Source organism: Vibrio sp. R12-SG2-ISO1, assembly GCF_059834045.1.
This window is the reverse complement of the sequence record NZ_JCBDGO010000019.1, coordinates 219,387-235,705: the sequence shown is the minus strand read 5'-3', so window position 1 is coordinate 235,705 and position 16,319 is coordinate 219,387. Positions and strand designations below refer to the sequence as shown.

Sequence of the window (16,319 nt, the reverse complement as noted above, 5' to 3'; positions counted from 1 at the left end):
CCTTGTTACATTTCTACTTGGCGGTTAACTTCGTCTTGTGCAAGTTCACCGTTCTTTTCAAAGTGGTAGCGACCCGTCTTGAGGATGCTCGGTCCCTTACGTGCAAATTTAACCATCAGATAAACTTCCACGATCAGGAATAGGGTATACAAGGCTGCTATTGCAAGTAGTGACCCCCACAACTGGCCGGCAGTCAAGCCCGATACCGCGAGGTCAACTGGCAGGATTTCACCTACAGCCCAAGGTTGACGCCCATACTCTGCGACGAACCAACCTAGTTCAACGGCAAGCCAAGGCAAAGGGATGCTCAAAAGTGATGCTTTGAGAATCCAAGGCTTCTGAGTGATTTTCTGTCGGCACGTTTGGATAAACGCGGCACCAAACACGAACAGCATCGTGAATCCGATAGCGACCATCAGGCGGAAAGACCAAAATAATGGCCCCACGGCTGGGATAGAATCTTCAACTGCAGACGCAATCTGCTCATCTGTAGCATCGACCACTTCATCGGTGTAGCGCTTGAGAAGTAAACCGTAACCTAGATCGTCTTTGACATGATCGAATTCGATCATGTTTTCTTCTGAGGTTTCTCCACCTCGCAGTTTTTGAAGCAATTCATACGCGTGCATACCGTTACGTATACGTTCTTCATGCTCCACCTTGAGATCAGCGATACCAGTTACTTGTCCGTCTAGGGAGCGAGTCGCTATGATACCTAGAACCCAAGGGATCTTGATTGCGAAGTCATTGTGCATCGTTTCCTGATTTGGAAAAGCGATGACAGTAAATGCAGCAGGAGCTGGTTCTGTATGCCATTCTGCTTCAATTGCTGCCAGCTTAACCTTTTGTACGTCACCGAGTTCATAACCAGATTCGTCACCAAGTACGATTACCGAAAGTACCGCCGCTAGACCAAATGATGATGCGATTGCAAATGAACGACGTGCAAAAGGGATGTCACGTCCTTTGAGGAGGTAGTATGAGCTAATGCCAAGTACGAACATTGCGCCTGTTGTGTAGCCCGCTGCTACGGTATGAACAAACTTAACTTGAGCTACTGGGTTAAGAACAAGTTCTGCAAAACTGACCATTTCCATACGCATGGACTCAAAGTTAAACTCTGAACCAACAGGGTGTTGCATCCAACCATTGGCAACTAAGATCCATAGAGCAGAAAAGTTTGAGCCCAAGGCAACCAACCAGGTAACAACTAAGTGCTGGCGCTTAGACAGACGGTCCCAGCCAAAAAAGAAAAGGCCTACGAAAGTGGATTCTAAGAAAAAGGCAACGAGGGCTTCAATGGCTAGTGGTGCACCAAATATGTCACCGACATAATGAGAATAATACGACCAGTTCGTTCCGAACTGAAATTCCATAGTCAAACCGGTTGCTACACCTAGTGCGAAGTTTATACCGAACAGCTTGCCCCAAAATTTGGTCATGTCCTTATAGATTTCTTTGCCTGTCATTACGTAGACAGACTCCATGATGGCGAGCAAGAAAGCTAAACCTAAAGTCAATGGAACGAACAAAAAGTGATACATCGCTGTAAAGGCAAATTGCAGTCGTGATAGATCAACTATGTCAATCATAGTTACTCCTATTTGTCGGTTAAACGACACAGATACCTGTTGTATTAAATCGAGAGAATGCTGAGCCAGTAATTATCTGACAGTGCTAAGATAAAGTCGTAAGTGTCAGATTAGGCGCGAATTAATTTACTTTACTCGGCTGAAATAGCTCTTAACATCCATGCCGTTTTTTCATGCACGCGCATTCTATCTGAAATCAGTGCCGCTGATGATTCATCATTGGCTTCCTGAGCTATCGTTAGTATTTCACGGCAAGTCCTAATGACTTGTTCGTGACTTTGAGTGAGAATTTTCACCATATCCATTGCTGGCGGGATCTCCTCTACTTCTTCAATGGAGCTTAGTGCGGCTAAGGATTTATAAGTACCAGGAGCGATGATATTCAATGAACGAATTCGTTCAGCGATATCATCTACAGCTGTTGCAAGTTCTGTGTAATGTTCTTCGAACATCAAATGAAGCTCGCGGAACTGGCGACCGGTCACATTCCAGTGAAAATTGTGAGTTTGTAAATAAAGGGTGTATGAGTCTGCCAACAATCGTTTTAGGCCATCAGCAATAGTAATACGGTCAAGTTCATTAATTCCTATATTGATAGTATCCATAGTAACTCCTTGATTAATAATAAAACTCAGCGAGAAAGTATCAGCATCTCTATCGAAGATATATAGTTTGGGAATCTACCTATGCTGAAACTGGGCTAACAACTACTTTACAATATTAATTTTTTTTAAAATACCGGCTGTCGTATTAGGAATATAAATTGTCGTATTTTTTGTCAAAAGCGTCACTAATATGCGGTTATATTAAGATGCAACTAATAGTTAAAGTCAGTTTCTGAAAAGGCTTGATATGAATAACGTATCCATAAACCACTCATCCTCTGCAAAGGTAGAAAGTCGATTAATACATTTCCCTATTTCAATGTATTCCATCGTTATGGGTTTGAGTGGGTTTTCAATCGCATGGCAAAAAGCTCTGGGGATGTCTTTTCCTGTGGTGACAACATTCACCAGTGCTTTGGCAAGTATCGTTATGCTGCTGGTGAGCAGCCTTTATCTACTAAAACTCTTTCGCTATCCAAATGCAGTGATCGCAGAAACAAAACACCCGGTCAAGATTAATTTCTTTTCAGCTTTCTCAATCAGCCTATTACTCCTTTCCGTCGTTTGGCATAAGTTTGAATCGCTTTCCTATTTTTTATGGGGTATAGGAGCGGCCGTCCAGTTAGCGTTAACTTTATTGGTTATGCATAGCTGGATACACCACGATCACTATCGACTAGAGCACGCTAATCCTAGTTGGTTTATTCCGGTTGTTGGTAACATTATTGCTCCAATCACTGGAACTAAGTTGGGATATATGGAGGTAAGCTGGTTCTTTTTCGGCGTTGGTATTGTTTTTTGGATGGTACTATTAACCATCATTATCAACCGTTTGATTTTTCATGAAGCTCTGCCAAAACGTTTTAAACCTATGCTGTTTATCTTGTTAGCACCACCATCTATTGGTTTTGTGTCCTATAGCTCACTAGTGCCAGAGCTGACTGACTTGTCCAGAATACTTGCTTCTGTGGCACTATTTACCGCTATTTTACTGGTGCTAAATATCAATGAATTTAGAAAAGGTGGTTTTTATCTTTCATCTTGGGCTTTTTCATTTCCGGTAGCAGCTTTTAATGTTGCTTTATTTAGATATGCCGAGCTAGTTCACTTACCTGAATGCTTCTATATTGGAATAGTGCTATTAGGATGTCTAACCCTTCTAATTTTTTGGCTTTCATTTAATACACTCAAAGCCATAAAGTACGGTGAAATCTGCAAACCAGAGTAAATAAATTTGAATATACAATTAAGGTAAAGTTATGAGCAAAAATTATACAGAAATTAATCAGCAACAACGCAAACTAGGCTCCGCTTTTCGAAAAGAGAGCCCTGATACTCTCAACGCTTTTTTAAGCCTTCACAAAGCAGCTTTTGCTCCGGGCGCTATGGGAACCAAGTATAAAGAGCTTATCGCAGTTGCGATTGCCATCAATGTCCGTTGTGATGGCTGTATCGGTTCCCACGTTGAATCAGCGGTTAGAGCGGGAGCTTCCAGAGAAGAACTGGTTGAGACCATAAATGTTGCGATCTTGATGGGTGGTGGCCCTGCTGTTATTTATGGAACACAAGCGCTAGCTGCTGTGGACGAATTTAGCCACTAATTAATTGTATCCGCTCTACTTAGTACAAGTAGGCCGGATACACCATGTTAACCATCATTGGGCTTGGACTCGATACATTGCTGAGGAGGAACACCAAAAAATTTGCTGAACTCTCTAGTGAAGCTCGGAACACTCTTATATCCGATTTGATGTGCTACGGCTTTGCTTGTCATCCCTTGCTCTATAAGATCTCGCGCCAGAATCAACTTATACCGACTTTTCCATGTTCTAAACGTTAGTCCTGTTTCTTTAACAAATAGTCTCTCTATCGTACGCGGGCTTGCGCCAACCTTAGGTGCAAGGGAGAACAACTGATGGTTAGAAGAAAATTCGTTAATTAGTAAACTTAGTAATTTTTTCAAACGAGGGTCTGCCCCAGATGGCATCCAATAAGTTGTTTGCTCTAAAGAAGATAACTCTTCCAACACAACAAGACCCAATAAGCGACTGTAGTTTTGATTAGTCGTATCACTTACAAGCCTTTCCATAACATCTTTCAATAAACTACTGAGTTTCATTACGACGGCTTGCTCATTTCCTGGAAGAACGTCATAAAAAGGATCAACATATAAACTCAACAACACTGTGTTTGTGTCACTGGATAGCTCATGAAAGACGTTACTAGGAATCCATATCCCACATGATGTTGGTACTATCCATACCTTGTTACTACTAAGGATACTGAAGGTACCTGATTTAGCCCATATAAACTGTCCTCTAGGATGCTGGTGTTCAGGAACGCCAGTACCCGCTTCTAGTTGCCTTTTTTCTATAAGTACGGGCTTTGCACTATCAAGGATATATGCTTTGGCGCTTGGCTGAAGGCTTGTCGTGTTGAGATAGTTTCTTGTCATTTTTTGGTGAGTTTTATGTCATTGAGGGTTGTATACTGTGCGTATGGTTGGTCGATTATTAAACAGTATACAGTGAGCCGAATACGTCCACTTTGTTCCTAAAGTGATTATTAGAGATCGATCAGATTAAACCATAGCTTTTTAACTAGCCAGTTATTACTGAACTGATGATAACTAATCGATTGTAAGATGATGAAAGGTGACCTATGTGCGAACATGAAAAACAAATGGTAGCAATGCCACAGTTAAACAAACCAGCACCGGCATTCAATGCCAAGACAACACACGGGACGTTAAAGTTGGAAGACTACAAAGGAAAATGGCTCGTGCTATTTTCTCATCCTGCCGACTTTACACCAGTATGTACAACCGAATTTATGGCTTTTGCGAAGGCCAGTGATGACTTTAAAACACTAAATTGTGAATTGATGGGGCTGTCTATTGATGGTGTTCACGCGCACATCGCGTGGGCTCGTAGTATTAAAGATAACTTTGGAGTAGAAATTAACTTCCCGATTATCGCCGACCTGAATATGAAAGTTGCTAGCGCTTACGGCATGGTTCAGCCAGGAGCAAGTGATACTTCTGCTGTACGTGCCACTTTCGTTATCGATCCTGAAGGCGTTTTACGTGCAATGTTGTACTACCCCATGAGCAACGGCCGTTCAGTTGCCGAAATTCTTCGTTTGGTTAAAGCATTGCAAACTACAGATTCTAATGTTTGTGCAACTCCGGAGAGCTGGACTCCCGGTGATGAAGTGATTGTTCCACCACCAGCAACTACTCAAGAAGCCGAAGTGCGTAAAGATCAAGGTTACAATTATGTTGACTGGTACTTCAGCAAAAAAACGCTGTAATCGGCAAGCTCCACCCACTCTATATTGAGATGACATTTTAACGGGTACCTTCCGGTGCCCATCATTCCAATGCCGAGAAACTCAATATTTACAGCAACGGAGGAAACATGACTCCCAACGTTTACGAATTTTTTGATTCAAAAACCTTCACATACAGCTATGTCGTCGTTGATTTTAACCGTCAACAATGTGCTGTGATTGACTCAGTGCTCGACTATGATCCAGCATCAGGCAGAACTTCATACGAAATGGCCGACAAACTGATTGAGTTTGTGGTGGAAAGTGACTTACAGGTTGAGTGGATTCTTGAAACCCATGTCCACGCCGATCATCTAAGCGCGGCTCCCTATATCAAACAGAAACTCGGCGGAAAACTGGGAATTGGTGACAAAATCACGGTGGTACAGGATACGTTTGGCAAACTGTTTAATGCCGGTAGTGATTTTGCAATGGACGGTAGTCAGTTTGATCACCTGTTTGCTGATCATGAAAGTTTTACCCTTGGCGGTATTAAAGCTCAGGCAATTCATACTCCTGGCCACACACCTGCTTGCATGGCTTATGTGATTGGAAACTGTGTATTTGTTGGCGACACCTTATTTATGCCCGATTACGGCACTGCCCGTTGCGATTTCCCCGGCGGAGATGCAGCGACCCTCTATCAATCAATTCAGAAATTATTCGCTCTGCCTGATGATACACGCGTCTTTATGTGTCATGACTACAAAGCACCACACCGCGAAGAGTATCTGTTTGAAACGACGATCGGTGATGAGCGTTTACACAATATTCACGTCAAACAGGGTATTTCTGAGCAGCAATTTGTTGAAATGCGTGAAGGACGTGATGCCACGCTGAATATGCCGACCCTGATTTTGCCTTCGGTTCAAGTCAATATGCGAGCCGGAGAATTACCACCGGAAGAAAATAACGGTGTGCGCTATCTGAAAATACCATTGAATAAAGTCTGAAGCGGAGTTTCTGTTATGCTGGTACCAATCTATCTAACCGATTCAATTACCGTTTCATCACAAATTCTGCCCAGCGATGTAGCACGTCTTGCTGTGATGGGATTTAAGTCTATCGTCAATAACCGCCCTGACGGGGAAGAAAATGGTCAGCCTCTGAATAGAGAAATTGAACGACTGGCTAAAGAACAGGGCTTAGCCTATTTCCACTTACCAGTGATCTCCGGAAATATTACTCAAGAGCAGGGGAAACAGTTTGGTCAGTTCTTTGCACAGGCCCCTAAGCCTATTTTTGCTTTCTGTCGTACAGGTACACGTTGCAGTGCACTTTGGTCGATGAGCAGCGACGAATTAGGCTCATTTGATCACCGTATTGCCCAAGCCGCCGAAGTGGGTTTTGACCTGAGTTGGGTTAAGCAACCCGATTGAACGAATTCACATACATTGCTTAGGATAACCAAGGCATGAAAAATTCCTGGTTGAAATGGTTGCCGATATCGTCTTGGTTGCCTGACTATTCGCGTCATGATGCTACTAAAGATGGCTTAGCGGCTATTATCGTGACTTTGATGTTAATTCCACAAAGTCTTGCATACGCGATGGTCGCTGGCCTGCCGCCCGTTGTTGGTCTGTACGCCAGTATTCTGCCGCTGATCGCTTATACTCTGTTTGGTAGTAGTAAAACACTAGCTGTTGGTCCGGTCGCAGTCATCTCACTAATGACCGCAGAAGCCGTTGCTCCTCTGTTTGAAGTGGGTAGTCAAGATTATATCACTGCTGCAGCAACCCTGGCATTTCTTTCCGGTATCGTGCTATTTCTGATGTCGGTACTAAGACTGGGATTTCTGACGACGTTTTTAAGCCATCCAGTGCTTTCCGGCTTTATGACCGCCTCCGGTATCCTTATCTCTATCGGACAGTTTAAACATATTCTTGGCGTGCCGCTGCACGGAGAAAATGTAATTGAACGCCTGACTAATTTGATTCTTGCGTTACCTCAAACCAATTTTTATACCTTGCTGATTGGTACCTCCTGTTTGATTGCCCTGATCTACGCACGTAAGAACCTCAAAGCCAGTTTAATTAAGCTAGGGCTTTCGTCAGAACTGGCAAGTCATGTAACTAAACTGGCTCCAGTGATGGTGATGATACTGAGTATTGTACTGGTAGCCCTGTTTGATTTGGACAAAAAAGGCGTCAGCGTAGTCGGTCAGATCCCAAGCGGTTTGCCCAGCTTTTCACTTCCATCACTCGATCTTACACTAATCGCTGACTTGCTTCCGGCAGCGATTCTGCTGAGTATTATCGGTTTCGTCGAGTCAGCTTCCGTTGGGCAAACATTAGCGGCGAAACGCCGCCAGAGAATTGAGCCTAATCAGGAACTGATTGCCTTAAGTGGTGCCAACATTGCCTCGGCTATTAACGGTGGATTTCCGGTTACCGGTGGTCTGTCGCGCTCAGTAGTCAATTATGATGCTGGCGCCGAAACACCATTAGCGGGCACATTTACTGCCATCGGCATCGGTATTACCGTGCTCTATTTCACCCCTCTGTTTACCTACTTGCCACATGCGGTGCTAGCGGCAACCATTATCGTTGCGGTATCGGCACTGATTGATGTGAAAGCTATTATCCATACCTGGAAAAGTGCCAAAAGTGACGCCATCGCCATGTTTCTTACCATTATCGGTGTACTGGCGTTTAATGTTGAGATTGGCGTACTGGCTGGACTGGCGACATCTCTGGCGCTATTTCTCTGGCGTACCAGCCGCCCACATATTGCAGTGGTCGGCTTAATTGAGGGGACTCAACATTTCCGCAATATCCTGCGCTTTAATGTAATCCAAAGTAAAACGGTACTCAGCCTGCGAATTGACGAAAGCTTATATTTCGCCAATGCTCGTTATCTGGAAGATCAGATACCAGAATATCTGGAACAGTACCCACAAACCCAACACCTGGTATTGATGTTATCCGGGGTAAACATGGTCGATGCCAGTGCGCTGGAAAGCCTCACCTTGATTCACGACCGTTTGAAAGAATCGGAGATTCAACTGCACCTATCAGAAGTTAAAGGCCCAGTCATGGATGACATTCTAAAGTCAGATTTTTTTGAACACTTAAAAGGCAAGGTATATATCAGCCATTATGAAGCGATGGCTGATTTGGATAGTTCGATTTGCAATCGTTGATTTATTGCTACTCAATGAAGGTGTAGGACTGAGATAAGCGATTGTTTCTTTGTTTAATTTGTGCATTTCTAAAGGACCTATTTATGCCTATAACACGTAGAACATTATTAAAGTCCGGGCTCACTTTGGGCGCTTTAGGCGCTGTTGGTGTCGGGTATAATGAAGCAAGTAAAATCGATAGCAAAGCTAAAATTGTTATTGTTGGTGGTGGAGCCGGAGGAATTGGCATTGCAAACATGCTGCTACGCAAGCTCAATGGCGCGCAGATTACGGTTATTGAGCCACGCGACTTCCATTGGTATCAGCCAGGACAAACATTACTTCTTGCTGGATCTTATGATAGTAAAAGTGATGTCGTTGCGCCCTTAAACCGTTATGTAGATCGCCAGATAAACTGGAAACGCGGTACAGTGGTTGAGTTTCAACCAGATATGAACATAGTGATAACTGAAAGCGGTGAAAAAGTTGGCTATGACTATCTAATCGTTTCAACTGGTATTGAGCTACGCTATGATCTTATTGAAGGAATGGATACTGGATTAATAGGAAAAGGTGGAATAGCGAGTATCTATCACAGTCCAGAAGCTGGTCTAGCGAGCTATAAGCAGGCGCAACAGTTTGTTGAAAACCCAGGAAATGGTCAGGCAGTGTTCACCCGTCCAGTTGGTGCGATGAAGTGCGCCGGTGCACCAATGAAAGCCACAAACTTAGTTGAATATTTTGCTGCTCAAAGTGGGCGAAGAGACGAATTTAATTTCAACTACTATACGTCAGAAAACATACTTTTTTCTGTTAAGGCGTTCAATGACAAGTTGAAAGAGGTTTGGCAAAAGCGGAACATAACACCAAATTATGAGCAAGTACTTACCTCTATTGATAGCAGTAATAAATCGGCAATCTTTACTCAGCCAGATGGCTCAAGCCAACGCATTAACTGGGATTTTATTCATATCGTACCGCCGATGACACCGCCTAAGGTTATTCGTGATTCTGCGTTAGCAGACAATAAAAATTTCCTAGGATATTTGGATGTTGATAATTTTACTATGCAGCATAACCGTTATCCTAATGTTTTTGGCATTGGCGATTGTGTTGGTACACCAATTGGTAAAACAGCGGCATCAGTTAAATCCCAGCTTCCTGTTGTGGCGGAAAATTTATGCAGTTTAATAAAGGGGCAGTCGTTAACCGCTAATTGGGATGGTTATACTTCTTGCCCAATGATTTTGGATGTCGGCCATGCAATGTTGTGGGAATTTAACTATGCTTTGCAGCCAGTAACCGCCTTACCTTTTGAGATTGTTGATCCATTGGATGAAAGTGCGATCGCCTGGCGTTTTGAAGAAACGCTTCTGAGACCAGTTTATGATGTGATGCTTAAAGGATATACACCGATTTAGTCATTTTCAAATGATAGGTGGGGCTTTCCCACGGTGCAACCGGCAGTATTGTGGTTAATGAGTTTGTGTAAGCATAATGAAAAACCATTCATTCTTGATGTGCGTGGCCAGGATGAATATGAGCAGATGCGGCTTGGTATTGGTGAAACGTTAATTCCTTGTGCTAAGGTAGCGCTTGGACGAATTGCCACAAGATAAAGAAACGGAGATTATCTGCTATTGCAAAACCTCGTTAAGAGGTTATGAAGCTCAATTGGTACGTAGTTCTTATGGCTGGAAAAATGTAAAAGTAATGGAAGGCGGCGTAATGGCTTGGCCATATACTCGGGGAAAAATAGCTCAAAGTAGTAGTAAGCTGAAAACGCAATCACAAGTGATTTAGTAATAAGAGCCTGACCAATTCAATGTGGTCAGGCTCTTATTATTTAGCATATTGATTGTATAAAGTATTAGTGGCAGGTTATTAACCAATCCAGCCTAGTAGTTGCCACCATAGGAAATCGAAAGGCATCAGCACAACAACCGTAATGGCCGTTAACGGAAGAGTAATTTTTAATAGCTTAGACAGAGGCTCTTTTGATAAGTGCATTGCAACGACTAGTGGTCCTACTTGATATGGGAAAATTACGGTCGAAAAACCAATTACCTGAGTCATTATAACAGCGGGTAGAGAGAACCCGGTTATTTGAGCGAAATCTCCGGCCATCGGTGTTAATACTGTTGGAACACCAGGGATTGTTGCGATTAATCCTGTGAGAGTTGAAATGATAGACAGTGCCATGAAACTCAGGAATGAGCTGTTTTGGTCTGCTGGAAGTATATGTCCAAATAACTGCCCTAATGCTGAGCCAATTCCGGATTCATTAACAAGAGCTCCCAGCCCTAAAGCACCTGCGACAAAAATCACTGTGGCAAAATCAACTGAGCTATTAAACGCTTTGGGTTCTACAATTCCCCATTTAGGTAATAGAAGTATAATTGCGGTCACTAAACCTACCCAGGCCGGATTAATGCCGTGAATGGTATCTGTTATCCAGAATAGCAACGTGATAGCGAGCAAAATACCCACTTTTTTCTGCATCTTTTGGTCAGAAACAAAACTTTCGCTACTGGTGTCTTCAGCGGCTGATGGGGCCGAAATTTCGTCAGGGAAAATACGCAGTACTAACCAAATGACGACCAAAGATTTAACGATACCCAATATGGGAAAATGAAGTAGCAAGTATTCAGTGTAGCCAAAGGTAACATTAAAGAGGTTTTCACTGGAGCCAGCTAAAATCATGTTGGGAATATTGGCAGGTAACACTGCAAAACTTGGCATATTGCACGAAATTGCAAGGGCAGTAGCAATGCCAATTCGGCCGTTACTGCCTTTTTTCAGTCCAATGGTGTCAGCTAATGCCATACCAATGGGAATTAACACCACTGCTCTGCCTACGGAAGAGGGCATGATAAACCCCAGTAGCATGGCACTAAATACCAAACCGGCGATAAGTTGCGGGTAACTAACTGTTAAGTAAGGTGAAATCATTGTCGCAAGTTTTTGGCCCAACCCGGATTTGGAAATTGCTGCACCAATGATAAACCCTGAAATGATGAGCCATACAGCGGTAGAACCAAAACCCGCGAATACTATCGATGGTGAAATTAGGCCCAATATCGTGACTAAAGCAAAGAAAATCAAACTAGCCAGAAAGGGCGGAACGAATCCTGAGCTCCAAAAAACGAGTGTTACTAAGACAACTGCGGCACTCCGAGAAAACATCTCGGACTGACCTGGAAGTGGAAAGATACTAATCACAAGTGCAAATATCAAAGCGATAATTACAGCGACTGACTTTACATTGAGCCGGCTGACCATATGTGTTTTCTCCTGAACTTTTATAACTATTAGGTTCCGTTGACTTAAAAGATCAACAGGCTCTAGATATATTCTTTAGTTATTCCTAAAATACCTTTTTTTTTTATTCGTTTTAACGAGACAGGATGTCAAAACATATTCCTAACACGACAATGTTATCGCCCAGCGACGTTGCCTTTGTCTTAGACCCAACTCAACCCGTGCTTGCCCATAGTCGCAGTATGGTTGCTGAGTCTGCTATCGAACCGCATGCTCATCCCAGAGGGCAGCTTCTTTGGGGCTCTAAGGGAATTTTGCGTGTAACCAGTGAAAAAGCTGTCTGGGTCGTTCCATCTACGCATGCTGTGTGGATTCCTGGCGGTCATTACCATCAGGTGAGTAATGAAACTGCCACTCAGACTCGGAATTTATACGTTGATCCTTCGTTTTGTGTACGTCAGAACTCTGATAAAGTCGTCATGTTAAAAATGAGCTCGTTACTGCGAGAAGTGATACTCAAGCTTACTGAAAGCGCAGGTTCCCTCGCAAAAGAACGAGCACATAATTTGGGCTTGGTCGCCCTTGATGAACTTGAATCATTGGAAGCATTGGAGCTCTATATTCCATCAGGACATGACCCTCGCCTGCAACGGTTGATCAGTCTTATTGTTAATCAGCCTGACCAATCTCTGTTACTTGAACAGCTGGCAAATCAAGTAGGGGCAAGTGTTCGTACTATCGAAAGGTTGTTTAAGGCAGAAACGGGACTCACATTCCGTCAATGGCGTAGCCGCTTTCGTTTGATGAGTTCACTGGACAAGATTTCTCAGGGGTATAACACAACCTTAGTTGCGCATGAGTTGGGTTATAGCAGTGTGAGCAGCTTTCTCTCTTCTTTTAAAAAATTGTTTGGTTGTACACCGCAGGAATATGCTCAGAGGTAATTATTTTATTACGAAATCCTGAGTTGATTTTCAACGACTATAGGAATAGGACCTCGTTTATTCGTCAACTGCAATATAAAATCTATACAATTATTTTTCCATTATCTGTAGTAATTTGTGATTTGCTAATTTAAACAAAAACTCTAGCAAGGTTTTGTCCAAAACCAAGCTATCAAACTGAAGCACACAGTGAAGCACACAGACGGCACAGCCACAGTGAGCGAAGGGATGAAGATACTCTTTTCCCATCAATCTAAAGCGTTGGCGAAGAGGGGAGTTCACTCATCCCGATGTCTTTTATGTATTTCTCTGGGAGTTTTTTTAATGCGGCTTTGAGCGCATTAAAGCACAATGGATCGATGGCTGTGCCGACGTTTTCTTCCATGATTTCTAATGTTTTTGGAATCGGAATGGCGCCTCGATAAGGGCGTTCAGCGGTAATGGCGTCAAAAATATCAGCCGTGGTAATAATCCGTGTCATCATCGATATTTCTTCAGCAACCAACTTGTCGGGATAGCCTGTTCCATCTAACTTCTCGTGATGGGCCGCCGCCATTTTGGCAAAGTGTCTGAGCGGCGATATCTTTTCAAGGATCTCTCTCGTCAGCACCGCGTGGTTTTGCACTTGTGCCCATTCGTCGTGATCCAGTTTTCCTGGTTTATCCAAGATGGTGTTGCTGACCCCAAGTTTTCCGAGATCATGCAAGAGAGCGGCGCGTTTCAGCCATAGTCGATCCTCTTGGTCAATATTGAGCTCTTCGGCAATGAGGGTACTAAAAACAGCCACTCTGGCGCTGTGTCCGGAGGTAAAAGGACTCTTGGCGTCGATGATCTTGCCAAACGCGGTCACGATTCGGTCGAAATAATCATCGTCTAAGGGAATCATCGCTAGTGCGGGTGACATGGAGAGGACAAAAGAGACGATGGATGGGGCGTTGAGTGCCTCAATAAAATCCGCGTTCTCTTCCAACTGCTTAGCGATGGTTACTAAGCTAGGGTCCAGCCAGTTTCCGGAGCGACGTTCCAGTTCAGAAAAGGCAATGCTCAAATTATGTTCACGTTGGAACACATCCATTACTTGAGCGAGAAGTGCAATTCTTGAAAAGAGTGGGATGTGATCATGCTGCAGCCCTTCAGGACGGCCTGACCCGTCCCAGTGTTCATCCAAATGTTTGATACCTTGCGCCACGTTTTCACTGAACAAGAGTTCACGCGCGACTTCTGCGCCTTTTGTGCAACGTGTTTGGATCAGCTCTTGTGCGTAATCAGTACCATTTTTTAAGATGTCAATGGTGGTCGAAATACGCTTGCGCCAATGCTCTCCCGAGCCTGCATTTTTAAGTACGAAGTTAATCGCGCTCGTCAGGCTGGTGCCGACCGTTTTATAACGTTGTTTAAACGTAAGATCATCGGTGGCGTAAAGTTCGCAAATACGCGCGGCATTACTGCTACAACCCGCATCCTTGAGTAATAACGTAAAATACAGGTCATGCAGCTCTGATGAGGAAAGGTTCATTCGCTCACCAATATGCATGCCTATCCAGCAGCAACGCATGCTGTGTTCAGGGGGCTGGCCCTCTGTCATATCGAGTGCGACGGTGAGTGAAGAAATCAGTTCCGCCAAAGGCATATTGAGGTTTGAACCCTGTAACAACATCATGCTCTACTTATTCACATGTAAACAGAAATTGTAGTGCAATCGTTCGTTATCGCCTAATGACAAACAATAAAAGCTTGGCGAACGATCCAGGATAGAGCGTTCCTCCTCGTTTTCGATGCTTCGCTAATACTCCACACTTGGAAAAAAAGTACGAACGTGCTAAAAAGGCGTTCAGTCCACACAGTGAGTCACCGATGAGTAAAGGCAAAATCACCCGCGAGAATATTCTGAGCAAGGCATTTGAACTGGCCAGTGAAAATGGGTTGGAGAGCCTGACGATCGGAGAGTTGGCGAAGCAGTGTGGTATGTCTAAGAGTGGGTTGTTTGCTCATTTTAACTCGAAAGACAACTTGCAAATTGCGGTTCTGGAGTACGCCAACCTCGTGTTTACCGAGCGAGTGATCGCGCCAGCGAGGGCGCAAGGTGATGACAACATCGAGCGCAAACTGCGCAGCCTGCTCGACAATTGGTTGGGGTGGAACCACTCGTTTCAAGGCAGTTGTATGTTCCTTGATGCGTGGAAAGAGGCGTGCCCACAACCTACGCCGACGCAGCAAGTATTGAAGAAAACCATCGCCACTTGGATTGAGTATTTGCGCATTCAGGTAGCGAAAGGGATCGAGAGTGGTGAGTTCGACCGCCAGCTCGATCCGAAACAAGCCACGTTCGAGTTGTACGGGCTTTATTTAAGTGCCCATCTGTTTTACTCCATCCACGGTGAGCAGGCGAGTTATGCGCTGTTCTGGTCTGGGGTAGAGGCGCTATTGCAGCGCTGGAGAGTGAGCGCTTAACCCACAGAATAAACAACACGCGTCATCGATTGACGCGGTTTTTTTAACTTAAAATAGTACGGTCGTTCGTTTTTACGAACAGATAAGGATACGACCATGAGTGATAAGATCTATTTCAACACATCAACGAAATTCAGCTTAAAGAAAAGCATGGTGAACTGGGGCACAAGGCTTCATCACACCTTAGCGCCTAAGCATGCGGAAAAAACGGCGCGCAAACTATTGCTGACGCCGGTGCGCACCAAACCGAAAAACGCCGCGCCGCAAGGGTTGATTGAAGGCGAAGTGCAAAGTGGTGAGGGGGTGTTGAAAACCTATCGTTTGGGGTCGGGGCCGGTGTGGGTGTTGACCCACGGTTGGTCGGGCAGCGCAAGCCAGTTCTACCCTTTGATGGCGCATATTGCTAAGCGAGGTTACACCGCTCTGGCGTATGATCACCCGGCTCATGGTCAAAGCGAAGGTGTCTATGGCCATATTCCTGCCTTTGTCCAAGGCTTAGAAGCGGTGCTCGACAGTGTTGATGATGTGGCGGGTCTGGTTGGGCACAGTATGGGAACTGCGTCTGCGATTGAGTGCCATCACCAAAAACTGGTGGATAAGCCGATGTTGCTGATTGCGCCGGTGCTGGACTACCTCGACAATCTGTTCGGCAGCATTGCTCGCTCCGGTTATTCGATGCGTTTGTTTGATGCGGTGGTGTCGAAAGTGGAAGAGCAGTATCGCTATCCGATCCAATCCATCGATCCCTACAACAAACTCAAGTTGCGTCAAGCGCCGACCATCATCGTTCATGATCAGCAAGATAAATTCACCCACTTCTCCGTGTCAGAAAAAGCGGCCAGTGAGATGGCTAACGTCAGCTTGGTGGCGACACAGGGTCAGGGGCATGGTCGCGTGATGAAGTGCCCACAAGTGATGGAAAGTTTCGATAAATTAACGGCTTAGTGAAGCGTTTGTCCGCCTATTACTGATAGTTAAGCCATTAATGTCCATGATATTGATGGGGTTAACAAAT

16 protein-coding genes are annotated in these 16,319 nt (G+C 44.3%); 11 read left to right on the top strand and 5 right to left on the bottom strand.

The features are described 5' to 3' along the window. Positions 1-5: 5 nt before the first annotated feature. Both AC6R10_RS14365 and AC6R10_RS14360 read right to left on the bottom strand, forming a co-directional pair. Positions 6-1,592, bottom strand: coding sequence for a cytochrome ubiquinol oxidase subunit I (locus AC6R10_RS14365; RefSeq protein ID WP_500672656.1), 1,587 nt, complete (start codon positions 1,590-1,592; stop codon positions 6-8). Positions 1,593-1,723: 131 nt separating this feature from the next. Next, positions 1,724-2,197, bottom strand: a complete 474-nt coding sequence (locus AC6R10_RS14360; protein ID WP_500672655.1) for a Dps family protein — start codon at positions 2,195-2,197, stop codon at positions 1,724-1,726. 247 nt (positions 2,198-2,444) lie between these two features. Here AC6R10_RS14360 and AC6R10_RS14355 point away from each other — a divergent pair, with 247 nt between their 5' ends. Continuing rightward, on the top strand, positions 2,445-3,425 hold the full coding sequence (locus AC6R10_RS14355; protein WP_500672654.1) for an SLAC1 anion channel family protein: 981 nt from the start codon (positions 2,445-2,447) through the stop codon (positions 3,423-3,425). Positions 3,426-3,456: 31 nt separating this feature from the next. After that, a complete protein-coding gene (locus AC6R10_RS14350) occupies positions 3,457-3,798 on the top strand; it encodes a carboxymuconolactone decarboxylase family protein (RefSeq protein ID WP_500672653.1) in 342 nt (113 codons plus the stop codon). Between the two features lie 47 nt (positions 3,799-3,845). Here AC6R10_RS14350 and AC6R10_RS14345 read toward each other — a convergent pair whose 3' ends face one another. Then, positions 3,846-4,652, bottom strand: a complete 807-nt coding sequence (locus AC6R10_RS14345; protein ID WP_500672652.1) for an AraC family transcriptional regulator — start codon at positions 4,650-4,652, stop codon at positions 3,846-3,848. 206 nt (positions 4,653-4,858) lie between these two features. Between AC6R10_RS14345 and AC6R10_RS14340 the strand changes: the two genes are divergently transcribed. From AC6R10_RS14340 to AC6R10_RS14315, 6 genes are all read left to right on the top strand, one after another. Further along, positions 4,859-5,509: a peroxiredoxin gene (locus AC6R10_RS14340; RefSeq protein ID WP_500630951.1), complete on the top strand. Its 651-nt coding sequence runs from the start codon at positions 4,859-4,861 to the stop codon at positions 5,507-5,509. 107 nt (positions 5,510-5,616) lie between these two features. After that, positions 5,617-6,480 carry an MBL fold metallo-hydrolase gene (locus AC6R10_RS14335; RefSeq protein ID WP_500672651.1) on the top strand — a complete coding sequence of 288 codons (864 nt, stop codon included), beginning with the start codon at positions 5,617-5,619 and terminating at the stop codon, positions 6,478-6,480. A 15-nt stretch (positions 6,481-6,495) separates the two neighbouring features. After that, entirely contained in the window at positions 6,496-6,906 is a 411-nt protein-coding gene (locus AC6R10_RS14330; protein WP_500630949.1) for a protein tyrosine phosphatase family protein, read from the top strand. 35 nt (positions 6,907-6,941) lie between these two features. Next, a complete protein-coding gene (locus AC6R10_RS14325; protein ID WP_500672650.1) occupies positions 6,942-8,669 on the top strand; it encodes a SulP family inorganic anion transporter in 1,728 nt (575 codons plus the stop codon). 83 nt (positions 8,670-8,752) lie between these two features. Beyond that, positions 8,753-10,069, top strand: a complete 1,317-nt coding sequence (locus tag AC6R10_RS14320; protein ID WP_500672649.1) for an NAD(P)/FAD-dependent oxidoreductase — start codon at positions 8,753-8,755, stop codon at positions 10,067-10,069. Positions 10,070-10,244: 175 nt separating this feature from the next. After that, the gene (locus tag AC6R10_RS14315; RefSeq protein WP_500672648.1) at positions 10,245-10,451 is read left to right on the top strand and encodes a rhodanese-like domain-containing protein; all 207 of its coding nucleotides are present in this window, start codon (positions 10,245-10,247) and stop codon (positions 10,449-10,451) included. A gap of 81 nt (positions 10,452-10,532) precedes the next feature. On the opposite strand, the gene AC6R10_RS14310 is transcribed toward AC6R10_RS14315, so the two are convergent. Beyond that, complete coding sequence (locus AC6R10_RS14310) at positions 10,533-11,930, bottom strand: SLC13 family permease (RefSeq protein WP_500672647.1); 1,398 nt, start codon at positions 11,928-11,930, stop codon at positions 10,533-10,535. Positions 11,931-12,055: 125 nt separating this feature from the next. Here AC6R10_RS14310 and AC6R10_RS14305 point away from each other — a divergent pair, with 125 nt between their 5' ends. Beyond that, positions 12,056-12,853 (top strand): AraC family ligand binding domain-containing protein, encoded by a 798-nt coding sequence (locus tag AC6R10_RS14305; protein ID WP_500672646.1) that lies wholly within the window; start codon positions 12,056-12,058, stop codon positions 12,851-12,853. Between the two features lie 253 nt (positions 12,854-13,106). Here the strand turns inward: AC6R10_RS14305 and AC6R10_RS14300 are convergent, their stop codons facing one another. Next, the gene (locus AC6R10_RS14300; protein ID WP_500672645.1) at positions 13,107-14,483 is read right to left on the bottom strand and encodes an HD-GYP domain-containing protein; all 1,377 of its coding nucleotides are present in this window, start codon (positions 14,481-14,483) and stop codon (positions 13,107-13,109) included. Positions 14,484-14,707: 224 nt separating this feature from the next. Between AC6R10_RS14300 and AC6R10_RS14295 the strand changes: the two genes are divergently transcribed. Together AC6R10_RS14295 and AC6R10_RS14290 are read left to right on the top strand one after the other, a co-directional pair. After that, positions 14,708-15,304 carry a TetR/AcrR family transcriptional regulator gene (locus tag AC6R10_RS14295; protein WP_500630943.1) on the top strand — a complete coding sequence of 199 codons (597 nt, stop codon included), beginning with the start codon at positions 14,708-14,710 and terminating at the stop codon, positions 15,302-15,304. Positions 15,305-15,400: 96 nt separating this feature from the next. After that, positions 15,401-16,249, top strand: a complete 849-nt coding sequence (locus AC6R10_RS14290) for an alpha/beta fold hydrolase (protein ID WP_500672644.1) — start codon at positions 15,401-15,403, stop codon at positions 16,247-16,249. Positions 16,250-16,319 lie beyond the last annotated feature (70 nt).

Excerpts from the sequence above, each read along its gene's own strand:
- AC6R10_RS14290 (WP_500672644.1), top strand. The coding sequence starts at position 15,401 with ATGAGTGATAAGATCTATTTCAACACATCAACGAAATTCAGCTTAAAG.
- AC6R10_RS14330 (WP_500630949.1), top strand. The coding sequence starts at position 6,496 with ATGCTGGTACCAATCTATCTAACCGATTCAATTACCGTTTCATCACAA.
- AC6R10_RS14355 (WP_500672654.1), top strand. The coding sequence starts at position 2,445 with ATGAATAACGTATCCATAAACCACTCATCCTCTGCAAAGGTAGAAAGT.
- AC6R10_RS14345 (WP_500672652.1), bottom strand. The coding sequence starts at position 4,652 with ATGACAAGAAACTATCTCAACACGACAAGCCTTCAGCCAAGCGCCAAA.
- AC6R10_RS14350 (WP_500672653.1), top strand. The coding sequence starts at position 3,457 with ATGAGCAAAAATTATACAGAAATTAATCAGCAACAACGCAAACTAGGC.
- AC6R10_RS14340 (WP_500630951.1), top strand. The coding sequence starts at position 4,859 with ATGTGCGAACATGAAAAACAAATGGTAGCAATGCCACAGTTAAACAAA.
- AC6R10_RS14360 (WP_500672655.1), bottom strand. The coding sequence starts at position 2,197 with ATGGATACTATCAATATAGGAATTAATGAACTTGACCGTATTACTATT.
- AC6R10_RS14310 (WP_500672647.1), bottom strand. The coding sequence starts at position 11,930 with ATGGTCAGCCGGCTCAATGTAAAGTCAGTCGCTGTAATTATCGCTTTG.
- AC6R10_RS14295 (WP_500630943.1), top strand. The coding sequence starts at position 14,708 with ATGAGTAAAGGCAAAATCACCCGCGAGAATATTCTGAGCAAGGCATTT.
- AC6R10_RS14300 (WP_500672645.1), bottom strand. The coding sequence starts at position 14,483 with ATGCCTTTGGCGGAACTGATTTCTTCACTCACCGTCGCACTCGATATG.
- AC6R10_RS14365 (WP_500672656.1), bottom strand. The coding sequence starts at position 1,592 with ATGATTGACATAGTTGATCTATCACGACTGCAATTTGCCTTTACAGCG.
- AC6R10_RS14325 (WP_500672650.1), top strand. The coding sequence starts at position 6,942 with ATGAAAAATTCCTGGTTGAAATGGTTGCCGATATCGTCTTGGTTGCCT.
- AC6R10_RS14305 (WP_500672646.1), top strand. The coding sequence starts at position 12,056 with ATGTCAAAACATATTCCTAACACGACAATGTTATCGCCCAGCGACGTT.
- AC6R10_RS14320 (WP_500672649.1), top strand. The coding sequence starts at position 8,753 with ATGCCTATAACACGTAGAACATTATTAAAGTCCGGGCTCACTTTGGGC.
- AC6R10_RS14335 (WP_500672651.1), top strand. The coding sequence starts at position 5,617 with ATGACTCCCAACGTTTACGAATTTTTTGATTCAAAAACCTTCACATAC.